At 61.7% G+C, this 26,331-nt stretch carries 21 protein-coding genes and 1 pseudogene; 13 read left to right on the forward strand and 9 right to left on the reverse strand.

Translation table 11 applies throughout. From position 1 onward, the window contains the following. The first annotated feature begins 19 nt into the window (after positions 1–19). A complete protein-coding gene (locus AC0L3L_RS26115; protein ID WP_473639796.1) occupies positions 20–994 on the forward strand; it encodes an alpha/beta hydrolase in 975 nt (324 codons plus the stop codon). Positions 995–1,217: 223 nt separating this feature from the next. Beyond that, positions 1,218–2,858, forward strand: a complete 1,641-nt coding sequence (locus AC0L3L_RS26120) for an ABC transporter substrate-binding protein (protein ID WP_473639798.1) — start codon at positions 1,218–1,220, stop codon at positions 2,856–2,858. A gap of 438 nt (positions 2,859–3,296) precedes the next feature. On the opposite strand, the gene AC0L3L_RS26125 is transcribed toward AC0L3L_RS26120, so the two are convergent. Both AC0L3L_RS26125 and AC0L3L_RS26130 read right to left on the reverse strand, forming a co-directional pair. Further along, positions 3,297–4,568: an aminotransferase class I/II-fold pyridoxal phosphate-dependent enzyme gene (locus AC0L3L_RS26125; RefSeq protein ID WP_123148687.1), complete on the reverse strand. Its 1,272-nt coding sequence runs from the start codon at positions 4,566–4,568 to the stop codon at positions 3,297–3,299. A gap of 20 nt (positions 4,569–4,588) precedes the next feature. Then, entirely contained in the window at positions 4,589–5,677 is a 1,089-nt protein-coding gene (locus AC0L3L_RS26130) for a PLP-dependent cysteine synthase family protein (protein ID WP_473639801.1), read from the reverse strand. A 241-nt stretch (positions 5,678–5,918) separates the two neighbouring features. Here AC0L3L_RS26130 and AC0L3L_RS26135 point away from each other — a divergent pair, with 241 nt between their 5' ends. Beyond that, entirely contained in the window at positions 5,919–7,961 is a 2,043-nt protein-coding gene (locus AC0L3L_RS26135; RefSeq protein WP_473639803.1) for a transcriptional regulator, read from the forward strand. Positions 7,962–8,067: 106 nt separating this feature from the next. Here AC0L3L_RS26135 and AC0L3L_RS26140 read toward each other — a convergent pair whose 3' ends face one another. From AC0L3L_RS26140 to AC0L3L_RS26155, 4 genes are all read right to left on the reverse strand, one after another. Beyond that, the gene (locus tag AC0L3L_RS26140; protein WP_473639805.1) at positions 8,068–8,307 is read right to left on the reverse strand and encodes a hypothetical protein; all 240 of its coding nucleotides are present in this window, start codon (positions 8,305–8,307) and stop codon (positions 8,068–8,070) included. A 191-nt stretch (positions 8,308–8,498) separates the two neighbouring features. Further along, complete coding sequence (locus AC0L3L_RS26145) at positions 8,499–8,717, reverse strand: hypothetical protein (RefSeq protein WP_473639807.1); 219 nt, start codon at positions 8,715–8,717, stop codon at positions 8,499–8,501. Between the two features lie 152 nt (positions 8,718–8,869). Then, positions 8,870–9,562, reverse strand: coding sequence for a L,D-transpeptidase (locus tag AC0L3L_RS26150; protein WP_473639809.1), 693 nt, complete (start codon positions 9,560–9,562; stop codon positions 8,870–8,872). Continuing rightward, complete coding sequence (locus AC0L3L_RS26155) at positions 9,559–10,524, reverse strand: ABC transporter substrate-binding protein (RefSeq protein WP_473639811.1); 966 nt, start codon at positions 10,522–10,524, stop codon at positions 9,559–9,561. Before AC0L3L_RS26155 ends, AC0L3L_RS26150 begins: the two co-directional genes overlap by 4 nt. A gap of 480 nt (positions 10,525–11,004) precedes the next feature. Here AC0L3L_RS26155 and AC0L3L_RS26160 point away from each other — a divergent pair, with 480 nt between their 5' ends. Genes AC0L3L_RS26160 through AC0L3L_RS26170 form a run of 3 tightly spaced genes read left to right on the forward strand, consistent with a single transcriptional unit; the run spans position 11,005 to position 14,592 of the window. Beyond that, positions 11,005–12,219, forward strand: coding sequence for a glycosyltransferase family protein (locus AC0L3L_RS26160; RefSeq protein WP_123148680.1), 1,215 nt, complete (start codon positions 11,005–11,007; stop codon positions 12,217–12,219). Position 12,220: 1 nt separating this feature from the next. Beyond that, positions 12,221–13,465, forward strand: a complete 1,245-nt coding sequence (locus AC0L3L_RS26165; protein ID WP_473639813.1) for a glycosyltransferase — start codon at positions 12,221–12,223, stop codon at positions 13,463–13,465. Further along, the gene (locus tag AC0L3L_RS26170; protein WP_473639815.1) at positions 13,462–14,592 is read left to right on the forward strand and encodes a glycosyltransferase family protein; all 1,131 of its coding nucleotides are present in this window, start codon (positions 13,462–13,464) and stop codon (positions 14,590–14,592) included. The genes AC0L3L_RS26165 and AC0L3L_RS26170 overlap by 4 nt, the downstream gene beginning before the upstream one ends. A gap of 125 nt (positions 14,593–14,717) precedes the next feature. Here the strand turns inward: AC0L3L_RS26170 and AC0L3L_RS26175 are convergent, their stop codons facing one another. Then, positions 14,718–15,392, reverse strand: coding sequence for a methyltransferase domain-containing protein (locus tag AC0L3L_RS26175; protein ID WP_473639817.1), 675 nt, complete (start codon positions 15,390–15,392; stop codon positions 14,718–14,720). Positions 15,393–15,472: 80 nt separating this feature from the next. Between AC0L3L_RS26175 and AC0L3L_RS26180 the strand changes: the two genes are divergently transcribed. The 4 genes from AC0L3L_RS26180 (at position 15,473) to AC0L3L_RS26195 (ending at position 20,150) form a co-directional block, all read left to right on the forward strand. Continuing rightward, on the forward strand, positions 15,473–15,838 hold the full coding sequence (locus AC0L3L_RS26180; protein ID WP_473639819.1) for a hypothetical protein: 366 nt from the start codon (positions 15,473–15,475) through the stop codon (positions 15,836–15,838). A 9-nt stretch (positions 15,839–15,847) separates the two neighbouring features. Beyond that, a complete protein-coding gene (locus AC0L3L_RS26185; protein WP_473639822.1) occupies positions 15,848–18,562 on the forward strand; it encodes an ABC transporter transmembrane domain-containing protein in 2,715 nt (904 codons plus the stop codon). Positions 18,563–18,723: 161 nt separating this feature from the next. Continuing rightward, positions 18,724–19,173: a cyclic nucleotide-binding domain-containing protein gene (locus AC0L3L_RS26190; RefSeq protein WP_123148675.1), complete on the forward strand. Its 450-nt coding sequence runs from the start codon at positions 18,724–18,726 to the stop codon at positions 19,171–19,173. A 122-nt stretch (positions 19,174–19,295) separates the two neighbouring features. Next, on the forward strand, positions 19,296–20,150 hold the full coding sequence (locus tag AC0L3L_RS26195) for an MBL fold metallo-hydrolase (protein ID WP_473639824.1): 855 nt from the start codon (positions 19,296–19,298) through the stop codon (positions 20,148–20,150). A gap of 1 nt (position 20,151) precedes the next feature. Here AC0L3L_RS26195 and AC0L3L_RS26200 read toward each other — a convergent pair whose 3' ends face one another. After that, entirely contained in the window at positions 20,152–20,916 is a 765-nt protein-coding gene (locus AC0L3L_RS26200; RefSeq protein WP_123148673.1) for a polysaccharide deacetylase family protein, read from the reverse strand. Then, a complete protein-coding gene (locus tag AC0L3L_RS26205; protein ID WP_473639826.1) occupies positions 20,913–22,001 on the reverse strand; it encodes a glycosyltransferase family 4 protein in 1,089 nt (362 codons plus the stop codon). Before AC0L3L_RS26205 ends, AC0L3L_RS26200 begins: the two co-directional genes overlap by 4 nt. Before the next feature lie 92 nt (positions 22,002–22,093). Here AC0L3L_RS26205 and AC0L3L_RS26210 point away from each other — a divergent pair, with 92 nt between their 5' ends. The 3 genes and pseudogenes from AC0L3L_RS26210 (at position 22,094) to AC0L3L_RS26220 (ending at position 26,249) form a co-directional block, all read left to right on the forward strand. Then, a complete protein-coding gene (locus tag AC0L3L_RS26210) occupies positions 22,094–23,254 on the forward strand; it encodes a DUF3095 domain-containing protein (protein ID WP_473639894.1) in 1,161 nt (386 codons plus the stop codon). A gap of 103 nt (positions 23,255–23,357) precedes the next feature. Beyond that, a pseudogene (locus AC0L3L_RS26215) lies at positions 23,358–24,702 on the forward strand (nucleotide sugar dehydrogenase). Positions 24,703–24,908: 206 nt separating this feature from the next. After that, positions 24,909–26,249, forward strand: coding sequence for an adenylate/guanylate cyclase domain-containing protein (locus AC0L3L_RS26220; protein WP_473639828.1), 1,341 nt, complete (start codon positions 24,909–24,911; stop codon positions 26,247–26,249). The last annotated feature ends 82 nt before the right edge of the window (positions 26,250–26,331 follow it).

Raw genomic sequence — 26,331 nt, forward strand, 5'->3', positions numbered from 1 at the left:
TGCTTCCAGGTGGGACCGGATGGCGATGGTCAGCGGCGCCGAAAAAACCGAAAAAGCAAAACGGGAAAAATACGCGACGCTGCTCGATCCGGCGCTGTGGGCCTATATCGACCGGGTCAACGCATGGTATCCGCCCGAAATCGACCTGCCGGTCGACAAGCAGCGGTCGGTCTACAACGCGATGTGCCGGGCGTTTCACGCGGGCACTCCCGCAGGCGTTGAAGCCAGCGACGGCACGGTTGTTGCCGGCGGCCACGCGATCCCGATCAGGCGCTACCAGCTGGCGGGCAAGGCGCCGCAGGCGCTGGTCGTCTATTATCACGGCGGCGGCTTTGTGCTTGGCGGCCTCGACAGCCATGACGACATCTGCGCCGAGATCTGCGCCGGCACCGGCTTTGCGGTCTTATCCGCCGACTACCGGCTGGCGCCCGAACATCTGCATCCGGCCGCCTTCGACGATGCGCTGGCGGTGTTCGAATGGGCGGCGACAAGCGGGCTGCCGGTTGTGCTGTGCGGCGAGAGCGCCGGCGGCAATCTTGCCGCCGCGGTCGCGCACGCGGCGCGCCGCCATCCTCGCCCCGCAATTGGCCAGGTGCTGGTCTACCCCGAGCTGGGCGGTGACGAGAGCGCCGGCTCCTATGTTGAGCACGCCGAGGCGCCGCTGCTCACCCTCAGCGACATCGAATTCTATCGCCAGGTCCGCTCCGGCAAGGCACAGTCGCCGGACGACCCGACCTTCCTGCCGCTGCACGACAGCGACTTCTCCGGCCTGCCGCCGACGGTCATCGTCACAGCGCAATGCGATCCGCTGTCATCGGACGGCGAGGCCTATCGCGACCGCATCCTTGCCGCCGGCGGCCGCGCCTGGTGGTACGAGGAGCAGCGCCTCGTGCACAGTTTCCTGCGCGCCCGCAAAACCGTGCCGCGGGCCGACGAAGCGTTCACCCGCATCGTCGCCGCCATCGCCACGCTCGGCAAGGGCGACTGGTTGTAGGGAACCCGCGAAGGCCCCCTCATCCGGCCGGCCCGAAGGGCCGGATGAGGGGGCCTTACAAGCACCCCACTCTTCACCTCTGCGGAACAGCGCACAACAACTGCGGAAACCCGAACACTTTCCCGCTAAATCCCACACTATCATTGCCCATGGACAAAGGCGCCCGGCGGCCGCATCCGCCCCCGCGACGCGGTCGACCGGGCGCCGACAGGGAGGATCGACGATGAAGTTCATGTTGACCGACAGAGCGTTGCATCCGCAGGCCGAGCCCGTCGCCGACGGCTTCAAGAAGGGCGGCATGAACCGGCGCGAATATCTCGCCACCATGGCAGCACTTGGTGTCAGCGCCGCCGGCGCGCTGGCGCTTGGCGGCCTTGCGCCCGCCCCGGCCAGGGCGCAGGAGCCGATGCGCGGCGGCATCTTACGCGTCGCCATGAACGTCAAGGGCTGGAAGGACCCGCGCACCTTCGACGGCGTCGAAATGTCCAATGTCGCCCGTCAGTGCAACGAATATCTGGTGCGCTGGAACCGCGATTTCACCTTCGAGCCGTGGCTGCTCGAGAGCTGGGAGACCAGCGACGACGCCCGCGTGCTCACACTGCACGTCCGCAAGGGTATCACCTGGTCGAACGGCGACACCTTCAACGCCGACGATGTCGTCCACAACCTGACGCGCTGGTGCGATGCGAGCGTTGCCGGCAATTCGGTCGCCGAGCGGATGGGGGCGCTGGTCGACGCCGCCACCAAGAAACCCATCGATGGCGGCATCGAGCGCGTCGACGACTTTACCGTCCGGCTCAATCTACCGAAGCCCGACATTTCGCTGATTGCCGGCATGACCGACTATCCGGCGCTGATCATGCATCGCAGCTACGATGGCGACGGCGATCCGTTGAAGGCGCTGGCGATCACCACAGGACCTTGCGAACTGGTGGCATGGGACGCCGAAGTCGGCGCCGAGGTCCGCCGCAAGGACAGACCGTGGTGGAAAGGCGATTTCTGGCTCGACGGCATCCAATGGGTCGACTACGGCTCCGATCCCAATGCGATGTTTTCGGCCTTCGAATCGGGCGAGATCGACACCAACCACGAAACCGCCGCCGATACGGTCTCGCAAACCGACGCCATGGAGCTGAGCAATTCGGAGCTTGCCACCGGCTCGACCATCGTCGCCCGCTTCAACGTCGGCAATCCGCCCTATGACGACGTCAGGGTGCGGCGGGCCGCCCAGCTCGCCGTCGACAATGCCGCGATCCTGAAGATCGGCATGGACGACCGCGGCAAGCCGGCCGAGAACCACCATGTCGGCCCGATGCATGCCGAATACGCCGACATTGGCCCGGCCGTCCGCAATATCGATCAAGCCAAGGCGCTGCTTGCCGAGGCCGGCAAATCCGACCACGAATACGACCTCATCTCCGTCGATGTCGACTGGCAGAAGAACACCGGCGACGCCATCGCCGCGCAGATGCGCGACGCCGGGCTGAAGGTCAAACGCACCGTGCTGCCGGCGGCGACGTTCTGGAACGACTGGAGCAAATATCCCTTCTCCTGCACCGAGTGGCTCGGCCGGCCGCTGGGCGTCCAGGTGCTGGCGCTGGCCTACAGATCGGGTGCTGCCTGGAACGAGACCGCTTATGCCAATCGGGAGTTCGACGCCTTGCTCGACAAGGCGCTGGCCACACCCGACGCCGGCGAGCGCCGCGAGATCATGGCCAAGATCGAGCAGAATCTGCGCGACTCCGGCATCATCATCCAGCCCTATTGGCGCTCGGTTTACCGGACGTTCCGCAAGGGCGTGCATGGCTGCGAGCAGCACCAGTCGCTGGAGCAGCATTTCGACAAGGTTTGGCTCGAGGCGTGATAGCGGGTGCCGTCCCTCCAGCCTCTCAAGACCTGGGTTCCTCGCCCCCGCGAAGCGGGGGAGAGGTGGCCGCGACGCGGCCGGAGAGGGGGCTTTCGTAGAGCGCGGTTCCCCCCTCTCCGTCTCGGCTTCGCCGAGCCACCTCTCCCCCACTCTCGTGGGGGCGAGGAACCCAAGCTGGAATGAAGCCGCTTTCCCCCCAATCTCGGAGCATTGACGATCATCGCGCCACACGGATCAGCGAGCGGCGCCCGATTTTGAAATCTCCTGTCCGAGGCGCACTGATTCCCGCACCAGCAGGTCCGGATCCTCGCGCCGGGTGCGGTGATTGTTGATCGCCACACGCAATTTGGCATTCAGCAGTCGATTGCAACGGCCGCCAGCCATCGCTCAAGCGATGGACCAGAAGCCCTTGTGTGAGCTCCTGCTCGCCAGGAGTTAGGCTGCGACTTCCCGGATCGCTCGCGCAAAGACGGGCAAAGAGCGCTCCACCATGCCGTCGTTTGCAGTCAAACTGATCCGCAGACGTCCAGGCAATTGGGCGACGCTGCCGGGCAGCACCCAGACACCGTCAGTTGCGAGGCGTGCCGCGAAGGCCATGTCGTCCGGTATTGGGGAGCGTGGAATGAGATAGAAGGTACCTTCAGGCACCGGCAGGTCGTATCCCGCTGCCCTCAAGCCTTCGACCATGCGATCGCGGCGCCGCGCGAGGGCTGCGACATCTATGCTGAGCTTCTCGAGATCAGGCAGTGCCCGCTGCAGGGTACGGCCGGCGAAAGCCCAACCGTGCGAAACCTGCGCTATGTCGACAGCCTCGCGCAACAGTATGCGATCGGCCTCGGGCATGTCCGCCCCGAGTGCGAGCCAGCCCAGGCGCTCGCCGGGCGCGAGCAAGGTCTTGCCGAAGGAATAGGCGATCAGCGTGTGCGGGTAGCTCTCGGCCGGACTGATATGCGCATGGCCGTCAAACACCAGTCGCGCATAGGGCTCGTCGGCAAGGAGATAAATCACCTTGCCAAATCTTTCGGACGCGGCCGCGAGCTTGTCGGCGAGCGCGTCGAGTTGAGCGCGGGGAAAGATGCGGCCGGTCGGGTTGTGCGGCGTGTTGACCACCACCACGCGGGTGCGCGGGGTGATCGCTGCCTCAATCCTTTCGAGATCGAGGTCATAGGTTCCCGGTGCTAGGTCGACGGCGACGGGTGTCCCTGCCGCGCCGCGAATCTGGGCACCATAGGCGAACCAGCCGGGACGCGGATAGATGACCTCCTCTCCCACCTCGAGCACGGCGAGCAGCGCAGCCGCTATCGCTCCGAACCCTCCCGCGGTGATCGCAATGTCGTCTGGCTTGTAGTTCCGGCTTCGCGCCTGGCTGAGCGAACGGGCCACCGTTTCGCGCGCCAGCGCATCGTACTTTTTATAACCGAACCAGTGAACATCCTGTGGCTCGACGTGGCGGATCAATGCATCGACAAATCCACGCAACGGCGTTTCCTGCGGATTGCCGAACATGAAATCGCAGGCATCGGGCCCCAGTCCGTCGCCCTCCAGGACGTTTCGCGCAAAATCCATGACCGTGCGCATTTCCTCGGTGACGGCGAGCATCCGGCTGGACACGGTGGCGATTGGCACGACGCACTCCCCCTGCTGCAGGCGGCGCATGTCGAGCGTTTCTTCGAAAGCCATGCCGGAGGATCTTGACGTCGCGTCCATGGTGGTTTCTCCCTCTCCCGCTACTCGGCCGGGAACTGGCAGCCCGGCGTCGAGCGCGAAAGGGCTGTCTCCTCCGCGTCCATCTCGGCTTCGATGCCGTCGAACAGCGGCGTCGTCATGTAGCGTTCGCCGGTGTCGGGAAGCATGCACAGGATCACCGAGCCGGGTGCAGCTTTTTCCGCGATCTGGCGTGCCACGGCAAAGGTCGCTCCGCCGGAGATGCCGGTGAAAATCCCTTCCTTTTGCGCCAGCGCCTTGGCCCATTTGATGCCCTCGGGCCCGGGAACAGGCACGACCTCGTCATAGAGGCTGGCGTCGACCGCCTCCTGCAGCACGTCCGGAATGAAATCCGGGGTCCAGCCCTGGATCGGGTGCGGCTCGAACGCCGGATGGCTGGCGGCGGGCGCGCCGTCGGCGCCGCGCTCCTGCGCCTTGCCGCTGCCGATGAGCTGGGCATTGGCCGGCTCGGCCAGCACGATCCGGATCTTCGGACGCTCCCGGCGCAGCACGCGCCCAACACCGACGACGGTGCCGCCGGTTCCATAGCCGGTGACGAAGCAGTCGAGCCGCGATCCGGCGAAGTCGTTGATGATCTCGCGCGCCGTCGTCGCCTCGTGAATGGCGGCATTGGCCTTGGTCTCGAACTGGCGAGCCAGGAACCAGCCATTGGCCTCGGCGAGTTCCACCGCCTTGTTGTACATGCCAAAACCCTTCTGGGCGCGCGGCGTCAGCACCACCTTGGCGCCCAGCATGCGCATCAGCTTGCGGCGCTCGATGGAGAAACTGTCGGCCATCGTCACCACCAGCGGATAACCCTTCTGCGCGCAGACCATGGCCAGCCCGATGCCGGTGTTGCCGCTGGTCGCCTCGACGACGGTCTGGCCCGGCTTCAAGGCGCCGCTGCGCTCGCCCTCCTCGATGATGTTGAGCGCCAGCCGGTCCTTCACCGACGCCGCCGGATTGAAGAACTCGGCCTTCACATAGATCGTCACATGATCGGGGCCGAGATTGTTGACCCTGATCACCGGCGTATCGCCGACCGTGTCGATAATGCTGTCGAACAGGCGGCCGCGCCCGGCCGTGGTTCTGATTTTCCGTTGCTGCAACATGTCTGCTCTCCTCTTTTTGTTGTTGTCACGAGTTGTTGTTGTCACGAGCCGGTTACAAACCGGCGGCTTGGGCGGCGAGGTTTCGAGACCTTGCCGCAGTACGGTTGCTTTGCCGGCATGTGGCCCGGAAAAGGGCGATGCCAGCAGCCGGCGCGGAAATTCGTTGCCGGATGCACTCTATCGCTTTCGATGGTAGAACAGAGGACAACTGGCCAGCGTGGGAGCAAGCGTGGAAACGCACGTGGAATCCGCTCGATCGAGCCTGGACGGCGCAACGGCCGGGCTGTCCGTGCGGCTGCTCGGACCGCTGACGGTCATCCGCGACGGCGCCACAGTGCAGCTGCCGGCATCGCGCAAGCTGCGCGCGCTCTTCGCCTATCTGGCGCTCGCGCCGCATGCCGTCGGCCGCAGCCGCCTGTGCGAGCTGCTGTGGGATGTGCCGAATGACCCGCGGAGCGAGCTTCGCTGGTGCCTTAGCAAGCTCAGGGGCATTCTCGACGAACCGGATCGCCATAGGATCGAAACATCAGGCGACACGATCGCCCTTGATCTAGAAGGCGTTTGCGTTGACGCCGTTGACATCGCCTCGGCCACCGCCAAGGGCATCGAGACGCTCGATCTTGAGCGGCTGCAGGCCCTGTCCGGGCTGTTCGTCGGCGATTTCCTCGATGGGCTGGAGATCGACCGCAGCCCGCATTTCAACAGCTGGCTGATCGCGCAGCGCCGCCGCTTCAGCTCGTGGCATGCCGCCATTCTGGAACATCTCGTCAACAAGCTTCCGGCGGATGCCGACGAAATGTCCACGCATCTGGAGAAATGGCTGGAACTCGCTCCCTTCGACGAGCGTGCGCATCTGGCTCTTCTGACAAGACTGGCGCAGCGCGGCCAGATCGCCGCGTGTGAGGAACATCTCGCTTCTGCGGCGAACCTGTTTGCTTCGGAGGATCTGGATTTCGGGCCCGTTCGTGAGGCATGGCGGACGATTCGCAGCGAACGTCCGACCGCGACGCTCTGGGCGCGACCGGCACTCGTGCCCGCGGCCCCGTCAGCGGAAATTATGCTTCCCGATTCCGGTGTTGCTGCATCGTGCAAGACCTCGCTTGCGGTAATGCCGTTTGTCGAGGAAGCCGGAATCGGTGGCGTTCGCTGCGGCCCTCGCGGCGGGTTGGCCGACGGCCTCACCCACGACATCATCACCCGCCTAGCCAAGCTCAGGGATTTCTTCGTCATCGCGCGCGGCTCGGTCTTTGCGCTGGCGGAGAAAAACATCGCGCCGGAAGATGCCGGCCGGCGGCTCAACGTCGACTATGTCGCCACCGGGACTGTGCGCAGCCAGGCAGGCCGCGTCGTGGTCAGCGTGGAACTTGTAGAGGTCCGCACGGCCAGGATCGTCTGGGCCGAGACGTTCGAACGCAAGCCCGACGATATCTTTGCCGTCCTTGACGATATCGGCAACAGCATCGTCTCGTCGATCTCAGCCGAGATCGAGATGGTTGAGCGCAACCGCGCCATGCTTAAAGCGCCCAACTCGCTGAATGCCTGGGAGGCTTACCATCGCGGTCTCTGGCACATGTATCGCTTCACCCGCACGGAAAACGAGCAGGCCAGGCACTTCTTCGGGATAGCCTTGAAGCTCGATCCGACCTTCGCCCGCGCCTATGCCGGCCTATCCTTCACCCATTGGCAGAACGCCTTTCAGCGCTGGGGGGACCGCGACCAGGAAAGTGCGCTAGCCTTCGAGGCCGCCGGCCAAAGTCTTTTGGTCGACGATCACAATCCGGCCGCCCACTGGGCCATGGGCCGGGCGCTGTGGCTGCGCGGCGAGCAAGATGGCTCCCTCATCGAGCTGGAACGGGCCGTCGACCTCAGCCCGAATTTCGCACTCGGCCACTACGCGCTCTCTTTCGTGCATTCCCAGTCGGGTGATCCGAACGCCGCAATCGGTTCATCCGATCACTCGCGCCATCTCAGCCCGTTCGATCCGCTGCTGTTCGGCATGCTCGGCGCCAGGGCGATGGCGCATGTCCGCCTCGGCCAGTTCGACGAGGCCGCCGAATGGGCGCTGAAGGCAGCCGCCCGTCCCAACGCCCATGCCATCATCCTGGCGATCGCAGCCCACTGCCTTGCGCTGGCGGGGCGGCTTGACGAAGCGCGAAATTTTTCCTCCGCGCTGCGCAAGACGCTGCCGAACTACTGTGCCGATGATTTCATCGGCACCTTCCGCTTCGAGCCGGACGCCGAGGCCCTGTTCCGGCAAGGCGCCCGGCGCATCGGACTGGGCTGATCCAACCCAGCTCGGGCCTGCTTCAAGCGGTCAAGGCCGTGATCCTCACCGACCGACAACCGAACAAAAGCCCCGCAATCGGCCAGGAAAGCCGCGTTCTTTGCAGCTATATGCCGAGCATCGTCTTGGCTTGGTTGAGCGCAGCCTCTGACCCTGCATGATCGCCGGCCGCGTGCAATGTCTCGCCTTGGGCGCGCAGTTCTTTGACTTTGGTCATATCGGCCTCGGGCAGCGTCGCGGTCGGCAACGCCGCGTCGATCGCGGCCATGATGGTCGGGCATGAATTTGCAAAGGCTGTCGCAGGAACGACCGCCAGGAAAACCGCAAGCGAAATTGATCGTAACATGGACGTTTCTCCCTCGCCGGAACACGCCACGTCGACGACCGGCGTAGGAATGGTACAGCTAATGCCCGGACGTGCCAATCACGATGATGCCGCTGAGCGTCCGTTCACCGAATCCGGCAGGCGTGACTCGAAACCGACGCCAGGTTCGCGGCAATCGTCAGATCGTCGCAAAATTCCTCGGCCAGAGCGGATCAGGTGGGCTGAACGGATTTGACATTGCCGTCCGTATCGACAAGGCAGCTTGTCTTTTTGCCGCTGGCATCGAGTTCGACCTGATAGGTTTTGGAATCGAGCTTGCTCGATGAAACCGGAAGTATCTTTGTGCTGTCGGCGCCGCTCGCCTTGGCGACCGCGTCGGCGCAAAGCAGCTGAAGGTCCGCCGGGGCCGTCTCGACCTGGGTCCTGGACATCTGGTCCTGAGCAGGCGGCGGCGGCGCGCTGACGCAAGCGCTCAAGGGCCCCACCAGGAATCCAATTGCTATTGCCCGGATCGAAGTTCTCACTGCACGTTTTGCCGACATTGCCTGGTCCCTCTCCAAATGCCGCTTCACACACTCCGGCTTCACACACCCTTGTAAAGTGCCGCCCCCTGCATGAGAACGATGACCTTGGCCCCAACCTTGACGCGGGATGCCAGATCGGTGATGTCGTCGTTCCTCATCCGGATACACCCTGATGACACGTCGAGCCCGATCGTCCAGGGCTCCGGCGTGCCGTGAATCCGGTAGATCGTGTCCTGGTCGCGCTCATACAGATAGAGCGCCCTGGCGCCGAGCGGGTTGTCAGGCCCTCCCGGCATGCCTGCCGCATGTTTGACCGCATTCGGATCACGAGCGATCATTTCGGCCGGCGGTGTCCAGGTCGGCCATTCCGCCATGCGGCCGACGCGCACGATGCCGGCCCATCCAAACCCTTCCCGGCCCACCCCGATACCGTAGCGCATGGCCCGCTGACCCGGCTGCACAAGGTAGAGAAAATGCTGGTTGCCATCGATGATGATCGTACCGGGCACTTCCGCGGTGCGGAACTTGACCATCTGCGGGCGAAACGCCTCTGGCACTTCATTATGCGCGGCATAGTATTTGCGCGCCTTGGTACGATCGTAGTCCACCCATTTGCGGGTTTTCGGATCGAAAACCTGTGTTCCCGCAGCCAGCGCCGCCACCGCGACAAGACCGAACGCCACCGCGACAACTGCCGTAAGGGATTTCCGCTGGAGAGCGGCGCGTCCCGCGATCATCAGCTTTCTGGTCATGGATTTGCCCACCCGTGCACCCGAGCGCCCTGCGCGGCAACCCATTGTTTGGCGTATTCGTAAGGATCCTGACGCTCCACCTGGAGCGCATAACTCATCTTCGTGACGTCGTCGGGCTTGAGGTCGACCCGTTCCAGGAACTCGACCACCTTCGGATATTTTTTGCGCAATGAGGTGGCGAAAGCGATGTGGAAATGTGCGGTATCCCATGACACCGGCGCGCTGGACTTCGAGACCCAGAGCGGGTCCTCGGAAGGCAGCACGATCTTCCACTTTGCCGGGTCAAAAGGCGGCTCGGTTAGCCGGACAATGTCGTGCAGTTTAAACACGTGATGCGGCGCATAGCAGGCAAACACCATCGGATGAGCCGTGGCAACCGCGGCATCGACAGCCGCCATTCCGACATCCTCCGGCGTCTCCAGCAATGTCATTGTCTTGGCATAGCCATAGCTGTTGGCGCGTACACGCTCGATCGCTGTGGAGGACCAACCCTCAGCGCCAATCCAGAGTTCTCCACTTCCGTCCCGATCAGTGTCCAACGCGGCGGTTTTGCGACGGTCGGTGAGGTCCGAAATGTCACGAATCCCGAACTTGTCGGCAGTTTCGCGGGTAGCGCATATGCCTTGCCATGCCGGCACACCGATGGGACTGATGGCTACCGTGCCGGCACCGTCGACATACTTCTTCACCAGATTGTCGAGATTGGGCAGCCAGATTTCGGGATGAATATCCACCTCGCCCGAATCGAGGCCGGCAAAGGCGATAAGCGTCCCCATCTCGCGCACATCGGCATCGAGCCCGAAATGTTGCTTCAGGCTGACCTTGAGAATGTTTGCCGTCGCCTGGCCCGACGGCCAGTTCGGCATTGCAATGACGAGATCAGCCGCGTGGACCGGGGCCGCCAGCATCGTCAATGCCGCCAGCGACAATCTGCGCAGGCACTGCCGAAATCGGTTGTGCATTTTCTTCCCCCTCGCTTCGGTGCTAAAACGAACCGGGACGGGAACAATCTGTCACGGCAAGCACCGGGTTGTGACAGCAGCCCCATCTGCCGACGGCAACTGCTGAAGGTGCGGCAGTGCATTCGCCAAAGAGAGCGCCGTCACATGCCGCCCTGCACGCTACTCGATGACATTCCGTATGGGAAGATGCTCAAAACGCGGCCGCCGGGCCCAATGTTTAGGATGTCCGCGGTGGCGGTCAAGGCCGCCGAGAATCCGAGATGGTCAATACCAGTGAAATGATGCAGGTTCTTCTGGACCACGTGGCAAGCAGGCCGCTAAGTAGACGCAGCTTCCTAGTTTCAGCATATGCACCCTCTTGGGTAATACGAATTGAAAATTGCGCCCTCATGTTTCAAAACAGGTCGGTAGATTCGCGAGGATGGTTTCGTGCGGGTCACCAACGGTCCTCAAGCCGAGAATTCTAAAAGACTTTCAACAATGACCCAGCACGCACAAAATGCTCGAATTCTCATGTACAGCCACGACACGTTCGGGCTCGGCCACTTGCAGCGCTGCCGGACGATCGCGCATTCGCTGGTTGAGGATTTCCGCGGACTTCAGGTGCTTATCATTTCGGGTGCGACTATCGCTGGCGCCTTCGACTACCGCGCCCGTGTCGACTTCGTGAAGATCCCCAGCGTCATCAAGTTGCGCAACGGCGAATACACCTCGCTGGAAAAGGATATCGATCTACATGAGACGCTAAGAATGCGCCAGTCGATCATCCGCCACACAGCCGAGACCTTCCGGCCGGATATCTTCATCGTCGACAAGGAACCGCTCGGCCTGCGCGGTGAGATCGAGGACACGCTGTCCTACCTCAAGACGCGGGGCACCACGCTCGTGCTTGGCCTGCGCGAGGTGATGGACGCGCCGCATTTGCTCGAAGCAGAGTGGGCACGCAGGGATGTGATGCGCAAGATAGGCCTGTTCTACGACAAGATCTGGGCCTATGGTCCGCCGGATTTCTACGATCCGTTGACCGGCTTGGATGTGCCGCCGGCTATCAGAGCAAAGATGAAGTTCGTCGGTTTCCTGCAACGGAGCCTGCAGAAGAACGAGTTGCCCGGCCACCGGCCCGAGGGCGACTATATCCTCGTTACCACCGGTGGCGGCGGTGACGGCGCCGAACTGATCCACAGCGTCATCGATGCCTATCAGCAGGATCCCCAATTGCAGCATAGGGCGCTGATCGTGCTTGGGCCATACATGCCGGCGCGCAAGCGCAACAAGCTGCTCAAGAAGGGGTCCAAGATCCCCTATATCAAGATCATCGAGTTCGACAACCGCATGGAAGAGCTGATTGCCGGCGCCAAGGCAGTCGTGGCGATGGGCGGTTACAACACCTATTGCGAGATACTGTCTTTCGACAAGCCGGCGCTGATCGTGCCGCGCGTCAAGCCCCGCGAGGAACAACTGATCCGAGCACGGCGCGCAGCCGAACTCGGCCTCATCGAGATGCTTTTGCCGGAAGAAGCCGAGGATTCCCAGCGGTTTGCCAATGCACTGGAGGTGCTGCCGGACCGGCCCGGCCCATCGCAGAGCCATCCGCATCTGACGCTGGAAGGGCTGCCTCACATTTCCGAAATCGTCGCGGAACTGCTCGACCGGCGGGGCGGCCATCACCTTTCGGTCATTGAAGGCATGAACTGAGTTGCAACATCGCAAGATCGTCGTGGTTCTGAAGGGCTATCCGCGGCTGTCGGAAACCTTCATCGCGCAGGAACTGCTCGGTCTGGAGCGTGCGGGGTTCGACCTGATACTCGTCGCGCTCAGGCGGCCGACCGACGCAAAACGCCACCCCGTGCATGACGAGATCAAAGCGCCCGTCCATTATCTGCCGGAATATCTGCATGAAGAGCCGCTGCGCGTGGTTCGCTCGCTGTTTGCTTATCTGCTGCGGCCGGGCTTCTGGCGCGCGCTCGGATCGCTGGCTACCGATATCCGCCGCGACTTTACGCGCAATCGCGCGCGCCGCTTCGGGCAAGCGCTCGTGCTGGCGGCCGAATGGCCGGAAGGCGCGAGCTGGCTGCATGCACATTTCGCGCACACACCGGCATCGGTGACGCGCTATACCAGCCAGCTTCGTGGCCTGCCCTGGAGCTGCTCGGCCCATGCCAAGGACATCTGGACTTCGGCGGACTGGGATCTGGCTGGCAAGCTTTCCTCGGCGCGCTGGACGGTCACTTGCACGAAAGCCGGCTTCGACCGTCTGAAAAAACTCGCTAACGGCAACTCGTCTGTGCACCTGAGCTATCATGGGCTAGACCTTGATCGCTTCGGCGGTTTCGGCGAGGCGCGAAAGCATCATGACGGCTCGGCGCCGGCCGAACCGGTTATCGTTCTGAGTGTCGGGCGCGCCGTTGAAAAGAAAGGTTACGATACCTTGCTGGAGGCCCTTGCCCTCTTGCCTGGTGATTTGGCGTGGCGTTTCGAGCATATCGGCGGCGGCGAGGAACTGGAACGGTTCAAGGCGCTGGCGCAAAAGCTCGGCCTGGATGGTCGCGTCTCTTGGAAAGGCGCGCTTGCGCAGGAGGAGGTGCTTGAGCACTACCGCTGTGCCGACATCTTCGCCCTGGCCTGCAGGATTGCCGCAAATGGCGACCGGGACGGTCTGCCGAATGTTCTGGTGGAGGCGGCTAGCCAGCGGCTTGCCTGCGTATCGACCGATATTTCCGGCGTGCCGGAGCTTTTATCGCCGGATGAAACCGGGCTGCTGGTTCCGACGGAAGACCCAATTGCCCTGGCACAGGCGCTGGAGCGCCTGATCCGTGATCCCGTGTTGCGCGCCCGCCTCGGCGACGCCGCAGAGCGGCGCGTGCGCGGCAATTTCGATCATATGGCAAGCATTGGACAGCTCAAGGAACTGTTCGAGCGGGAGTGGCAGGCCGCCGAATGAAGCGGCTGCGCGCTTTCTTCTATGTCCAGCACCTGCTAGGTATCGGCCATCTCGCGCGCGCCAGCCGCATTGCGGCGGCTCTGGTCGATGACGGGTTTGACGTAACCGTCGTGACCGGCGGGGCGCCGATCGCGGGGTTTCCGGGACTGGGTGTAAAATCTGTAACCCTGCCACCTGTCACCTCCGGTGATGAAGGATTTTCCGGACTTGTCGACCTGCAGGGCAAACCCATCGACGATGATTTCAAGAAATGGCGTTCAGAGATGCTGCTGCAGGCATTCCGGGATTGCAGGCCTGATATCGTCATTGTCGAGGCGTTTCCATTTGGACGCCGGCAGATGCGTTTCGAACTCCTGCCGCTGATCGAGGCCATCGACGCGATGTCGCCCAGACCGCTGCTGGTGACGTCCGTCCGTGATATCCTTCAGGAGCGCGTCAAGCCGGGCCGGAACGAGGAAACGGTCGATCTGATCAACAGCCATTTCGACCTTGTTATGGTCCACGGCGATCCGGTTTTCGCAACCATCGACAAGACATTTCCACTGGCTGGGGCGATCAAGGCCGAGGTCACCTACACAGGGCTCGTTGCCGCGCCGCCATCGCCCGCGGCCTCCGAGCGCTTCGACGTTCTGGTGTCGGTTGGCGGCGGGGCTGCCGGAAAGAGCCTTGTCAGCTCCACCATCGCAGCGGCGCGGAATGCCAACAACGCTTGGAAATGGTGTTTGATCACCGGCCCAAACCTGCCGAAAGACGAGTTTGACGCGATCGCACGCGATGCCTCGCCGGTCCTGTCCATCTTCCGGTTCCGCGAGGATTTCGCCAGCCTGCTGACCGGCGCCCGCCTGTCAGTCTCGCAGGCGGGTTACAACACGGTCTGCGATGTCCTGCGCGCGGGTTGTCGCTCTCTGCTCGTTCCATTTGCAGGCGGCGGGGAAACCGAACAGACGGTTCGCAGCCTGATGCTCGAAGAACTCGATCTTGCAACGGTGCTGATGGAAAAGGACCTAACGCCTGAAGGTTTGGCGCAAGCGATCGAACAGGCGCTTGTGGGACCGACGCCAGCCGCGCATCGTCTCGATCTGGAAGGCGCGCGTCGCTCGGCGCAAATCCTGCGCGAGCGGTATTGAACATGGTCCCTAAAAAGTGGGGCCCGGTTTCGGAAAAGTTCATGATCAAACAGACGATAGATCCTAACGCGCGTCGCGTCTGGCGAGATTCGTGCGACGCGCTACGCGCTTTTGGGCGAAACGCATTAAACAGTTCCAATCAGCATGAAGCGCGTATAATTTTTTGTTGGCAGTTCGCCGGAGAACCGCACCTCCCGTAGCGCCGCCATTGCTTCGAAGGCTGCAAGTGAAGCCACGCAGTTGATGTGCGTCGGCTCGCTGAAATAATCGTTCGATTGCAGCAGTACAGTCGTGCCCCGCGGAAGCAGAGCAAGCCAGGCGCGCAGATCGGCTATGTGTTCGCAGCTCGTATTGACCACCAGGTCGGGCCGCCCGACCGCATAGTCGAGTGCGTACATATCTGCCGTCAGCGCCCGGAACCGGTCGCCGGCTTCCCGGTTGAGGGTCCGGGCGACCGGCGCGACTTCGGGATCGATGTCGATGCTATCGACCGCCGCGATGTCGAAGCGGGCGTCGTTGAAAAGCATCGCCGGCAATACGCCGTACCATCCGCCCAGAACCCATATGCGCCCGAACCGGCCGCCGCAGCTTTCGAACAGCCTGTCGAGCGCCCACATCTTGCAGGCGACCTGCTTGTGGTTGAAGGCGTTGGCGATGTCGGCCTTCGGATGCTTGGTGATGACGCGGGCCAGCCCTGCCACCACAGGGCAGTTGACATAGGCAGCAATTCCCCGCGTGAGGTCCAAGGCTTGCTCGTGCCATTCCAGGCCGGCATTGCGTGGTTGCGTGACATCCATCATATTGGTCTTGTATGTTGGGATTTCGGGCGACACAACGCAATCTTGCCTCCCGCAAGGCTGTTTAATTCGCGGACGTGATTATGCTGCAAGCGGCTTCGCCATTGCCCGGTGCCGGAGAGAGCCTGTTGCATCTGTCCGGACCATCGGCGTCCATCCGCCAGCACCAGCGGCGCAGCGGCGGCCTCGTGCTGCTCTTCTATTCGCCAAAACACTGCGGAAGCCGCGAACCGTTTGGCCAGCTGCTTTCTTCGCTGATCAACAATGCCTATGACGTTATCATCGACCATGCGCCGGAACTGGATCGCGCCGCCTCGCAGGTTCCTTCCATCGTTGAGCGCTGGACAATCTCCGTGCGCTGCAGCTTCGAGCTTGTCGTTGGCGACGAAGAAATTGCCGATACGCCATTGGCCAGCAGGTGCTTTTACATCCTGCATCCTTCCAACTGAGGGGTCCATATGGAACCCAGCATAGCCCGCTATATCTGGACGCACACCAAGAAGCAGCAGCTCTGGATATTGATGATCGTCGTGCTTTCGATGATCCCGTATTTCATGTCCTTCGACCTGCCGAAGCTGATCGTCAACGGCCCGATCCAAGGTAGCGGCTTCGAGCAACCGGGCGCGACCCAGCCATTCATGAGGCTACACTATAACCTGCCGTTCATCGGAGAGGTCCAGTTCTTCTCCGGTTTTCAGCTCGACCGCAAGGCGACGCTGTTTGCCCTGAGCCTTGTGTTCCTCTTGCTAGTCGTCATCAACGGCCTGTTCAAACTCTACATCAACACCTACAAGGGCCGCCTCGGCGAACGCATGCTGCGGCGTATCCGCTTCGATCTGATCGATCGTGTGCTGCGGTTTCCGCCGTTTTACTTCAAGCGGGTGAAATCCGCCGAAGTGGCGACCATGGTGAAGGACGAGGTGGAGCCGCTGGGCGGCTTCATCGGCGATGCCTTCGTGCAGCCGGTGCTGCTCGGCGGCCAGGCGCTGACGGCCATGCTGTTCATCGTGGTCCAGAACTTCTGGCTCGGAATGATAGCGGCCGTGATCGTGGTGATCCAGATCGCGCTCATCCCGCGAATGCGGCGGCGGCTGATCGTGCTCGGGCGCGAACGGCAGTTGACGGCGCGCGCGCTTTCGGGCCGGGTTGGCGAAATCGTCGACGGCATCGGCGCGGTTCACGTCCACGACACATCAAACTACGAGCGCGCCGACATAGCTGCCCGGCTCGGGCTCATCTTTAAGATCCGCTTCGATCTTTACCAATGGAAATTCATGGTGAAGTTCCTCAACAATTTTCTCGCGCAGGTCACGCCCTTTCTGTTTTACATGATCGGCGGGTATCTGGTCATCCAGGGGCGGCTGGACGTCGGTCAGCTCGTGGCCGTGATCGGCGCCTACAAGGATCTGCCCGGACCGATGAAAGAACTGATCGACTGGGATCAGGCGCGGCAGGATATCCAGGTCAAATATCAGCAGGTTGTTGAACAGTTCACCGCCGAGGGTCTCATTGCGCCGAGAATCGGGGCATTGACGATCGACGATCCCGATCCGATGACCAACCCCCTGTCGGCGATCAGTCTGTCCATAGCAGACGATGGCGGTGCAATGCTCCTCGACCGTATCTCCCTCCAGATCAAGCCGGGTGAGACGGTGGCGCTGGTCAGTACCGCAACAGGTGGAGCCGAGGCGCTTGCAGAAGCCTTCGCGCGGCTGAACTGGCCGGATAGCGGAAGGATCGCTTCGGGCGCCGACGACCTGCTTGAACTCCCCGAAGCAGTGACCGGCCGGCGCATGTCCTATGCCTCGTCGGATGTTTTCCTGTTCCAGGCAAGCCTCCGCGATAACCTGCTCTACGGGTTGAAGCATGCGCCGCTGACATCGGTGCCTTATAACGGTGCTGCGGCAGACCAGCACCGCTGGAACATCCACGAGGCGCGCCGGTCGGGCAATCCGGATTTTGATATCCACAGCGACTGGATCAACTATGCTTCCGCCGGCGCTACCGGCCCGCACGACCTCTTTGAAGCCGTACGCCGGGTGCTCGACGCGGTTGTTCTATCGCGCGACATTCTGGATCTTGGCTTGCGCTCTTCGGCCGACCTCACGCGTCACACGGAGCTTGCCAGGCGGATCGTCGAACTGCGTGCGGCGCTGCGAACCCGGCTGGAACACGAAGGGCTGAGCGGACTGGTGGTTCCTTTCGAACCGGGCGCCTATAACAAGGAAGCAACGATCGGCCAAAACCTGCTCTTCGGCGCTGCCGCCGGCCCCGAACTGGCCGACAGGGCTCTAGCGGCCAATCCCTATTTTGCTTCTGTGCTGAGGCAAGCTGGCCTCGACCGCACGCTCTACGAAATGGGCATGGAGATCGCCGAACAGGCGATCGAGCTGTTTGCCGACCTGCCGCCCGATCACCAGTTCTTCCAGCAGCTCGCCTTCATGAGCGCCGAGGAGATACCCACCTACGAAACCTTGCTGCAACGGCTCAAGAACCGTTCCCACGAGGCGGTTTCGGAGAACGACCGCGCCATGATCGTCACCTTGAGCTTTGCCTATATCGAGCCTCGGCACCGCTTCGGCCTGCTGAGCGACGAGCTGATGAGCAAGATCGTCGCTGCACGCAACCGCTTCTATGAAAACCTGCCGCCCGAGCTGCAAAATGCGATCGAACGGTATGATCCTGCCAAATACATTGCCGCGGCCACCGTCATGGATAATGTCCTGTTCGGGCGTGTGGGCAACAACCATCCCGACGCGCCGGACCACATACGCTCCATCGTCTATGACATTCTTGACGAACTGGGGCTTTATGCCGAACTTCTGGATGTCGGCCTGGACTTCAACGTCGGCTCCGGCGGCAGGCGGCTGACCGGTGGACAGCGACAGAAGCTCGATGTTGCCCGGGCCCTGCTCAAGCGTCCTGATTTTCTCATTCTCAACCGGCCGCTGTCGGCGCTCGACCAGCGCATGCAGGATAAGGTGCTGCGAAACGTGCTCGAGGAAGCCAGGCGCGACGACCATTCGCCGGCAATTGTGTGGGTCGTGACGAATCCGGCGATGGGGATGATGTTCGATCGCGTTATCGTCTTCGACTCGGGTAAATTGGTGGAAGACGGAACACCCGAGACACTTTTGGCAGGGAACGGTATCTTCAAGGAACTGTTGTCATAGAGCAACGGACAATCAGATGGGATCATTCTGCCGGTGGGAATTTACTGCAAGGTCAAGGGATTCGGCGAAGGGCGTCTCGCCATCCCGGAAACAGAATTCATTCCATCTGGGCGTCCGTTGCTCTAGTCTGGCAAACGCGAATTTTGGGAAGGTTTGCGACAATGCTGCTCAAGGATGAAGTTGCAATGCTGCAACGCGTTCCCTTGTTCTCTGCCATCGAGCCGACAAAGCTCAAGCTGCTTGCGTTCACATCCGATCGTGTGAGCTACAGCGCCGGTCAGATCCTTTTCCGGCAGGGCGACGAGGGAGACGCCGCCTATGTCATCCTTTCAGGCAGGGCGGATATTCTGGTTGATTCCGACAGCGGACCGATAAAAGTTGCCGAACTGGAGCCAAATTCGATTGTTGGCGAGATCGCCATATTGTGCAACAGCTCCCGCACTGCCACCGTCAGAGCGGCAAGTCCGCTGGAAGCCTTGAGAATCCGCAAGGATCATTTCCTGAGGCTTATGAGGGAGTTCCCGGAAATGACCATCGAGATATTGCGGGTCCTTGCCGATCGCCTAAGCCATACGACCGCGGATCTGATCGACGCACGAAGCGCGAAATAACGAATGACGTGCGCTCGATCCTCGCCGTCGTGATGGGATTGTCCTCTTGCTGAGAAGGTCACCCGGAGAAAGCCTGTCTCGCCTAGCAGCGGTTGTTTGGCTAGGATGGGCGAAGGGGTAGCATGGACGACGACGTTTTCCTGGTCAGGTTTTGGGGTGTGCGCGGCAGCATTTCGGTATCAGGGCCGGAATTCTCTCGCTATGGCGGCAACACAATCTGCATTGAGATGCGATGCGGTAGGCATACGCTTCTGTTCGACGCAGGCTCTGGCCTACGGCCTGCCGGCGGGGCGCTTCAGGCGTTGGCCGTGACCGATTTCGATCTGCTTTTCACCCATTGCCATTACGATCACATCATCGGGCTGCCGTCTTTTGCGCCGATCTATGACCGGAGCGTCAAGGTTACGCTTTGGTCAGGGCATCTTGCAGGACACATGACGACCCGGCAGATGGTCGATGAGTTCATGCGGCCGCCGTGGTTTCCGGTGAAACTGGGGATCTGCAAGGCAAGCCTCGACTATCGCGATTTCGTATCCGGAGACGTGCTTCGGCCGCGCGAAGGGGTGGTGGTCCGAACCGGCAGTCTTATCCATCCGGGCGGCTGCATAGGCTACCGAGTCGAATGGGGCGGCCGCGTCGTGGCGGTGATCACAGACACTGAGCACGAACCGGACAAACTCGATCAGGCGGTGCTCGGCCTGATCGAAGATGCCGACCTCGTCATTTACGATTGCACCTACACCGAGGAGGAAATGGAACGCCGCCGCGGTTACGGGCACTCGACATGGCAGCAGGGCGTCAAGCTCTGTGAGGCGGCCGGTGCGCGGGGGCTTGCGCTGTTTCACCACGATCCGACACGGACCGATGCGGAACTGGACGAGATCCAGAAACTGGCCAAAGACAGGTTTGCCGGCGCTTTTGCCGCGCGGGATGGCCAGACGCTCAAATTTCCAGTCTCATTGCGCAAAAAGCGCTGAGCTATTTTCCTCTGCCGGCGCTGCGCCCGATCAATGTCCTGATCGGAAGCCATGCGCAGGCTTCAGTCTGAGCGGTGACTGTGAACAGCCGTTCGAGGAAGAGCCAGGCCGATTCATCATGTACGAGATGGTGGGTGAGCAGGCCGACCGGTTCGCCGCCGTCGATTGCATGCTGCAATTGCGCGATGATAGCCTGAACCAATAGGCCATGGTCGCGGCAGCCGCGCGTGCCATGCCAATCCATGATGTCGACATTGCTGTTGATGACCGCAAGTGAAGCCGGCACCGGCGGCCCATAGACCGACAATGCCGAAAATCCTATCGATCCAAGGTCGGATACCAAGCCGGCGTCGATCCTGTTCCAGGGTGGCACCAGCATCGGAACGGCACGTGCGCCGTGCAGGTCGGTTACATGCGTCAGCCCGCGAGCCAGATCATCGAGCACGGCCTCGCGCGGCCGATGCGCGCCGAGCTCCTGCTTTTTCTGGTGCTCGGGCGCATGATTTCGGTGCGCCCAGCCATGGATGGCGACCGTGGCATGCGGCGCCTCGCCAAGCCGGACGACAAGCTTCTCATCAGTCAGGGCCGGAATGACGGCCAGAGTGACCGGAACCGCGAATTCACCGGTGAGGTCGAGCAGCCGATCAAGCGCAGGCGTCGGATCCACGGCGTCGTCGTCGCGCAGCCAAAACTCTGCCTTACGGTCCGCCCGTTGCCGGCACGCCAGTTCTTCCACCAAGGGCCGCCAGATCTGATCGGATGTCATGAAACCGGGATCCTCGCAAGAAGTTCGGCCAGACGCGCCACTGCAGGACCGAGGGAACGTTCTTCGAGGATGAAACGTCTGGCTTCCGCGGCCATGATGGTTCTTTCGTCGTTACGGGCGAGAAGCCTTTCAATGGCAGAAGCGAACGCCGCCACATCGCCCGGCGGGGTGAGAAACCCGGTCTGGCCATCCCGCACGACCTCCGGCACGCCGGCGATGTCCTGTGCCACCACCGGAAGGCCGGCGGCCTGTGCTTCAAGATAGGCAATGCCATAGGCCTCGCCGTAACCCGGCCAGACGTAAATTCCCCCACTGTAGAGGACATCCGGCACGGCGGCTGGCTCAATCGCGCCAAGCCATTCGATACGGTCGGCGGGCAAGCCGGCGAATTGCGCTTTGACCTCGTCACGGGCAGGCCCATCCCCGACGACCGACATGGTCCAGGGCAGGTGGCCGATCGGACCGAGCGCCTGCGCCAGCATGCGATAGCTTTCGGCTTTGTCACCCGGGCGCATCATGGCGACGGTAACGAGGCGCGTCGGACAACCCCGTGCCGGCATTTCCCGGAATACCGATGTGTCGATGAAGGGCGAAAGCATACCGAGAACGGCCTCGGGAATCGCATCCGTCAGTCCCTGACGATCCCTTTGCGTGAAGCAGATGTTCAGCGCTGCCTGTTCGACGGCTCGCGCCACCAACGCTTGCGTATCGGCCCACAAACCGGCGTTGCGCCGCCTCGAATAGGAGGCTTCCGCTGTCACATAGGGGATAGCAAAGGCCGACGCCAGCTCGGGTCCGATCAGGTCGGGCGCCTTGTAATAGGGATGATAGGAGAACCAGAGATCGGGCTTGCCGTCACGATCCCAAAGCTTTGCCAGCCGCGCGGCTTCCTCTCGGGCCTCGATCTTGAGCGCATCGAAACTTTTCGACTCCGGTTCGCGTAGATAGAATCGCAATTCGGATGCTAGTTCGACGCTATGCCCTCCATGCTCCAGCGCCTTGACCAGCATCCGTGCCATCTGGCGGTCGCCGGAGGCAACGGGATGATTGGGCGACTTCAGCGGCGCATAGAAGGCAATTCGCATCGCCGGACCCTATCATCGGAAAGCCTGCGCGAGTCAATTTCGAAGCATGATCGACTTCACCTTCAAGCAGTGGAATGTGCTATCTGATGCTTATGGAAACAGCTGCCGCGTCCGACCCGTTTGTCGCTTCTTTGCCGGTTTTCGCAAAATTCGAAAGCGTTGCCGATATCGATAACTATCGGCCTCTCCCGGATGGCTGGGCGCTGGCCACCGCCGACATCGTCGGCTCGACCAAGGCGATCGGGGCTGGGCGCTATAAAACCGTCAATATGGCCGGCGCCAGCGTCATTTCGGCGCTGCTCAATGCGCTGGGTCGGAAAGATCTTCCCTTTGTCTTCGGCGGCGACGGCGCGCTCGTGGCGTTTCCCGGCTCGGCGCTGGAGATCACCCGCAACGCGCTGGCGGCTGTCCAGAGATGGGTGGCGGACGAACTGGACCTGACCTTGCGTGCCGCAATCGTGCCGATAAAGGATATAAGAGCGCAAGGCCTCGACGTTCGCGTGGCGAGGTTCCGGGCCTCCGAAGCGGTCTTCTATGCCATGTTCGCCGGCGGTGGCGGCAGTTGGGCGGAAGCCGAGATGAAAGCGGGGCGCTACCGCATCGATCCTGCGCCGGCCGGCGCGCGGCCGGATCTGACCGGCCTCTCCTGCCGCTGGAACCCGATCGAAGCCCGGCATGGCGAAATCGTCTCGATCATAGCCATACCGGGGGCGTCGCGCGACTTGCGCGGTTTTCAGTTTCTGGCTTCCGACATCATCGCCCTTGCCGGCGGGCAGGAACGCGAAGGCCACCCGTTGCCGGTGAACGGGCCGGCCTACAGTTTTTCGCCCGCCGGCATCGATATCGAGGCGCGGGCCATGGCACCGGCAGGTTGGCGGTGGCTGTCGAAGCTGTGGATATTGTTCCTGCTGACGCTTACGGCTGTCACCGACAGATATGGCTGGACGATCGGCAGTTTCGATCCGAAGATCTACAAACGCGACGTGGCCAGCAATTCGGATTTCCGGAAGTTCGACGACGGCTTGAAGATGACTATCGACGTTGACGCGGATGTGTTGCAACGGATCGAGAACCGGCTGAAACAGGCGGAAGAGGCGGGCATCTGCAACTATGGCCTGCACCGCCAGAAATCGGCCTTGATGACATGCCTCGTCGCCTCGCCGCTGCAGCGCGATCACGTTCATTTCATCGATGGCGCCGCCGGCGGCTATGCGATGGCCGCCGCAAGCCTGAAGGCGAAGGTGCCGGTCTGACGACGGCTTGCGGAAAACGATTTTCCGCAATATGCCTCGGGGTTCTTGGGGAACCAGGTGAGCTTCGCCATGGGAGCGGACGGTCCGAATTGACGGAAAGCAGATTTTTGGACGCCTCACGACATATGACCGTCTTCTGAACCGGATTTCCGCGCGCGCCGCGCAAGTCGGCGTGATCGGACTGGGCTATGTCGGGTTGCCGCTGGCGGTTGCGATCGCACGCGCCGGCTTCCCGGTTTCCGGCTTCGACATCGAAGCCCAGAAGGTCGAGAGCCTGAACAACGGCCAATCCTATATTGAGGCGGTGACGTCGACAGCCCTTGCCGGCCAGGTGGCGAGCGGACGGTTCCGCGCCACTGCGGATTTTGCCGAACTGGCGGTCTGCGATGTCATCATCATTTGCGTTCCGACACCGCTGACGAAAAACCGTGAGCCGGACCTCTCCTTTGTCAGGAACACGACAGGCACCATCGCGAAGCATCTGCGCCTCGGCCAACTGATCGTGCTGGAATCGACCACCTATCCCGGCACCACCGACGACGTGATCAAGCCCATACTGGAAGAAACCGGCTTGCAGTCGAAGATAGACTTCTTCCTCGGCTTCTCGCCCGAACGCGAGGATCCCGGCAACCGCAGCTTTGAAGTCGCGACGATCCCCAAGGTCGTGGCAGGCGACGGCATTGAAGCGGCGACACTCATGCAGGCTTTCTACCAGGGCGTGGTCAAGACCGTCGTTCCGGTTTCCACCACGGCGACCGCCGAGGCGGTCAAGCTGACGGAAAACATCTTCCGCTCGGTCAACATAGCCTTGGTCAACGAGTTGAAGGTCGTGCTCGGTGCGATGGGCATCGACATCTGGGAGGTGATCGAGGCGGCAAAGAGCAAGCCCTTCGGCTACATGCCTTTCTATCCTGGCCCCGGACTTGGCGGGCATTGCGTTCCGATCGATCCCTTCTACCTGACGTGGAAGGCGCGCGAATACGAACTGCCGATCCGCTTCATCGAGCTGGCGGCAGAGATCAACACGGCCATGCCGCGTCATGTGGTCGATGAACTGGCGAAGGCGCTGGACCGGCGCTGCGGCAAGGCGCTCAGCCGCTCGCGCATTCTCATCATCGGGCTCGCCTATAAGAAGAATGTGCCCGACATCCGCGAAAGCCCTTCATTGCGGCTCATTGAACTCATCGAGGAATGGGGCGGCAAGGCGGAAATTCCACGATCCGCATGTTACCGAGATCCCGACGACACGGGAGCATATGGCGATCAAGGGGCGTCGCTCGGTCGAATTGACCGAGACGGCCTTGAAGGATTTCGATGCTGTCGTCGTTGCAACCGACCACGACGCGATCGACTATCAGGCGATCGCTGATCACGCTCTTCTGATCGTCGACACACGCAATGTTTTTGGCCGCCTCGGGCTGGCCCGAGAGACGGTGGTGAAGGCCTGACGGCGTCTGAGCCGGCGAATTTTTTGCCTGATGTCAGGATCGTGATTGCACTCCGCCGGCAGCCTCGCCACATAATGTCCCTTCGCCGGCTTTTGCCGCCCAAGCCGGCTTCATTGACTTCGAGGGTCTTGTCTTTGGGTCGTTAGCGGACGTGTTGTGGCGGATCAAAAGGAGAATGGCTCGTCTTTGACGGGTCTCGAGAGAGCATGAGCACAGCGCAAGCAGAAATTTCCACCATTCTCATGGATAAGGTTGCCGATTGGCTGACCCAATCGGCGCTGGCGGGCAACGACCTGGAAACATTGGTAAAGGGCTTTTGTGAACGGCTGGCTGCTGCCGGCCTGCCGCTGAAGCGGGTGCATTTGAGCTTTTCGATGCTTCATCCGCTTTATGACGCGCTTGGCTTCACCTGGCTTCGCGGCCAGGGCATGGAAGTGGAAGGCTTCCGCAAAGAGGACGGCGTTCATTCTGACAGATTCCTGACCAGCCCATACTACCATCTGCTCAGCAACAAGCTCGACCATCTGAGGCGCCGGCTCGACCCGTCGGTGCCGTCGGAATTTCCTGTTTTCGATGACCTCAGGCTTATGGGCGTGACCGATTACATGGCTTTCGTCCATCCCTTCAGCGGCAATACCAGTCAGGGCATGATCGGGTCCTGGTCCACCGACAGTGCTTCAGGCTTCAGCGACAGCATGATTTCGGCGCTGCTGCGCATCCAGAACCATCTCGCTATTGCAACCAAGATGGCGGTGCTCACCAAGCTCGCCGACAACATGATGATCACTTATCTCGGCGGCGACGCCGGCAGGCGCGTGCTGGACGGCCAGATCAAGCGCGGCGAGGGCGACACAATCCGGGCCGCGCTGGTCATGGCCGATATGCGCGGGTCGACAAGGCTTGCCGAAACTTCCGGCCGCGAAATCTACATCGATACGCTGAACCAGTTTTTCGATGCCATTGCTGCACCTTTCAATCGCAGAGGCGGGCAGATCATGAGTTTCATAGGTGATGGCTTCATTGCCGTCTACCCTTGCGAAAGGCACCGTGCGCAGTCCGAGACCGCCTGCCAGGCTGCTCTTGCGGCAACGCACAAGGCCACCGCGCGCATGATGGATCTCAATCTGCGCAGAAAGGAGCAGGGATTGGGCGACATAAAATTTGGCATCGGCCTGCATGTCGGCAATGTGATGTTCGGCAATGTCGGACTTACCGACCGGCTAACATTCTCTGTCTTCGGCTCGGCTGTAAACGAGGTCCAGCGCCTCCAGACCCTGACCAAGAAATATCCGCACAGCGTTCTCGCCAGTAAGGACTTCGCAGGCTATTGCGGCGCCAACGGCTGGCTGACGCTCGGCAACGAGGAACTGGCGGGCATCAAGCAGAAGCTGACGGTGCTTTCACCCGATCTGTCGGGTGCTCTCGCACTCGATGAGGACGGTGCGCTGGAGCCGATTTACGACCGAATATCGGACGCCGAACAGGTCATGCTGCTTCATCGCGATGCCGCGCGGCTGTCGGCGGGCGACCCGAGAAAGCTCCAGTAACCGCCACGATCTGATCCGAACGCCTTTGGTATGCAGTCGGGTCGCCGGTTCCGCCAGGGAACTGGCGACCGATTCGAATCCA

The sequence above is a fragment of the Mesorhizobium sp. WSM4849 genome, from assembly GCF_055811385.1.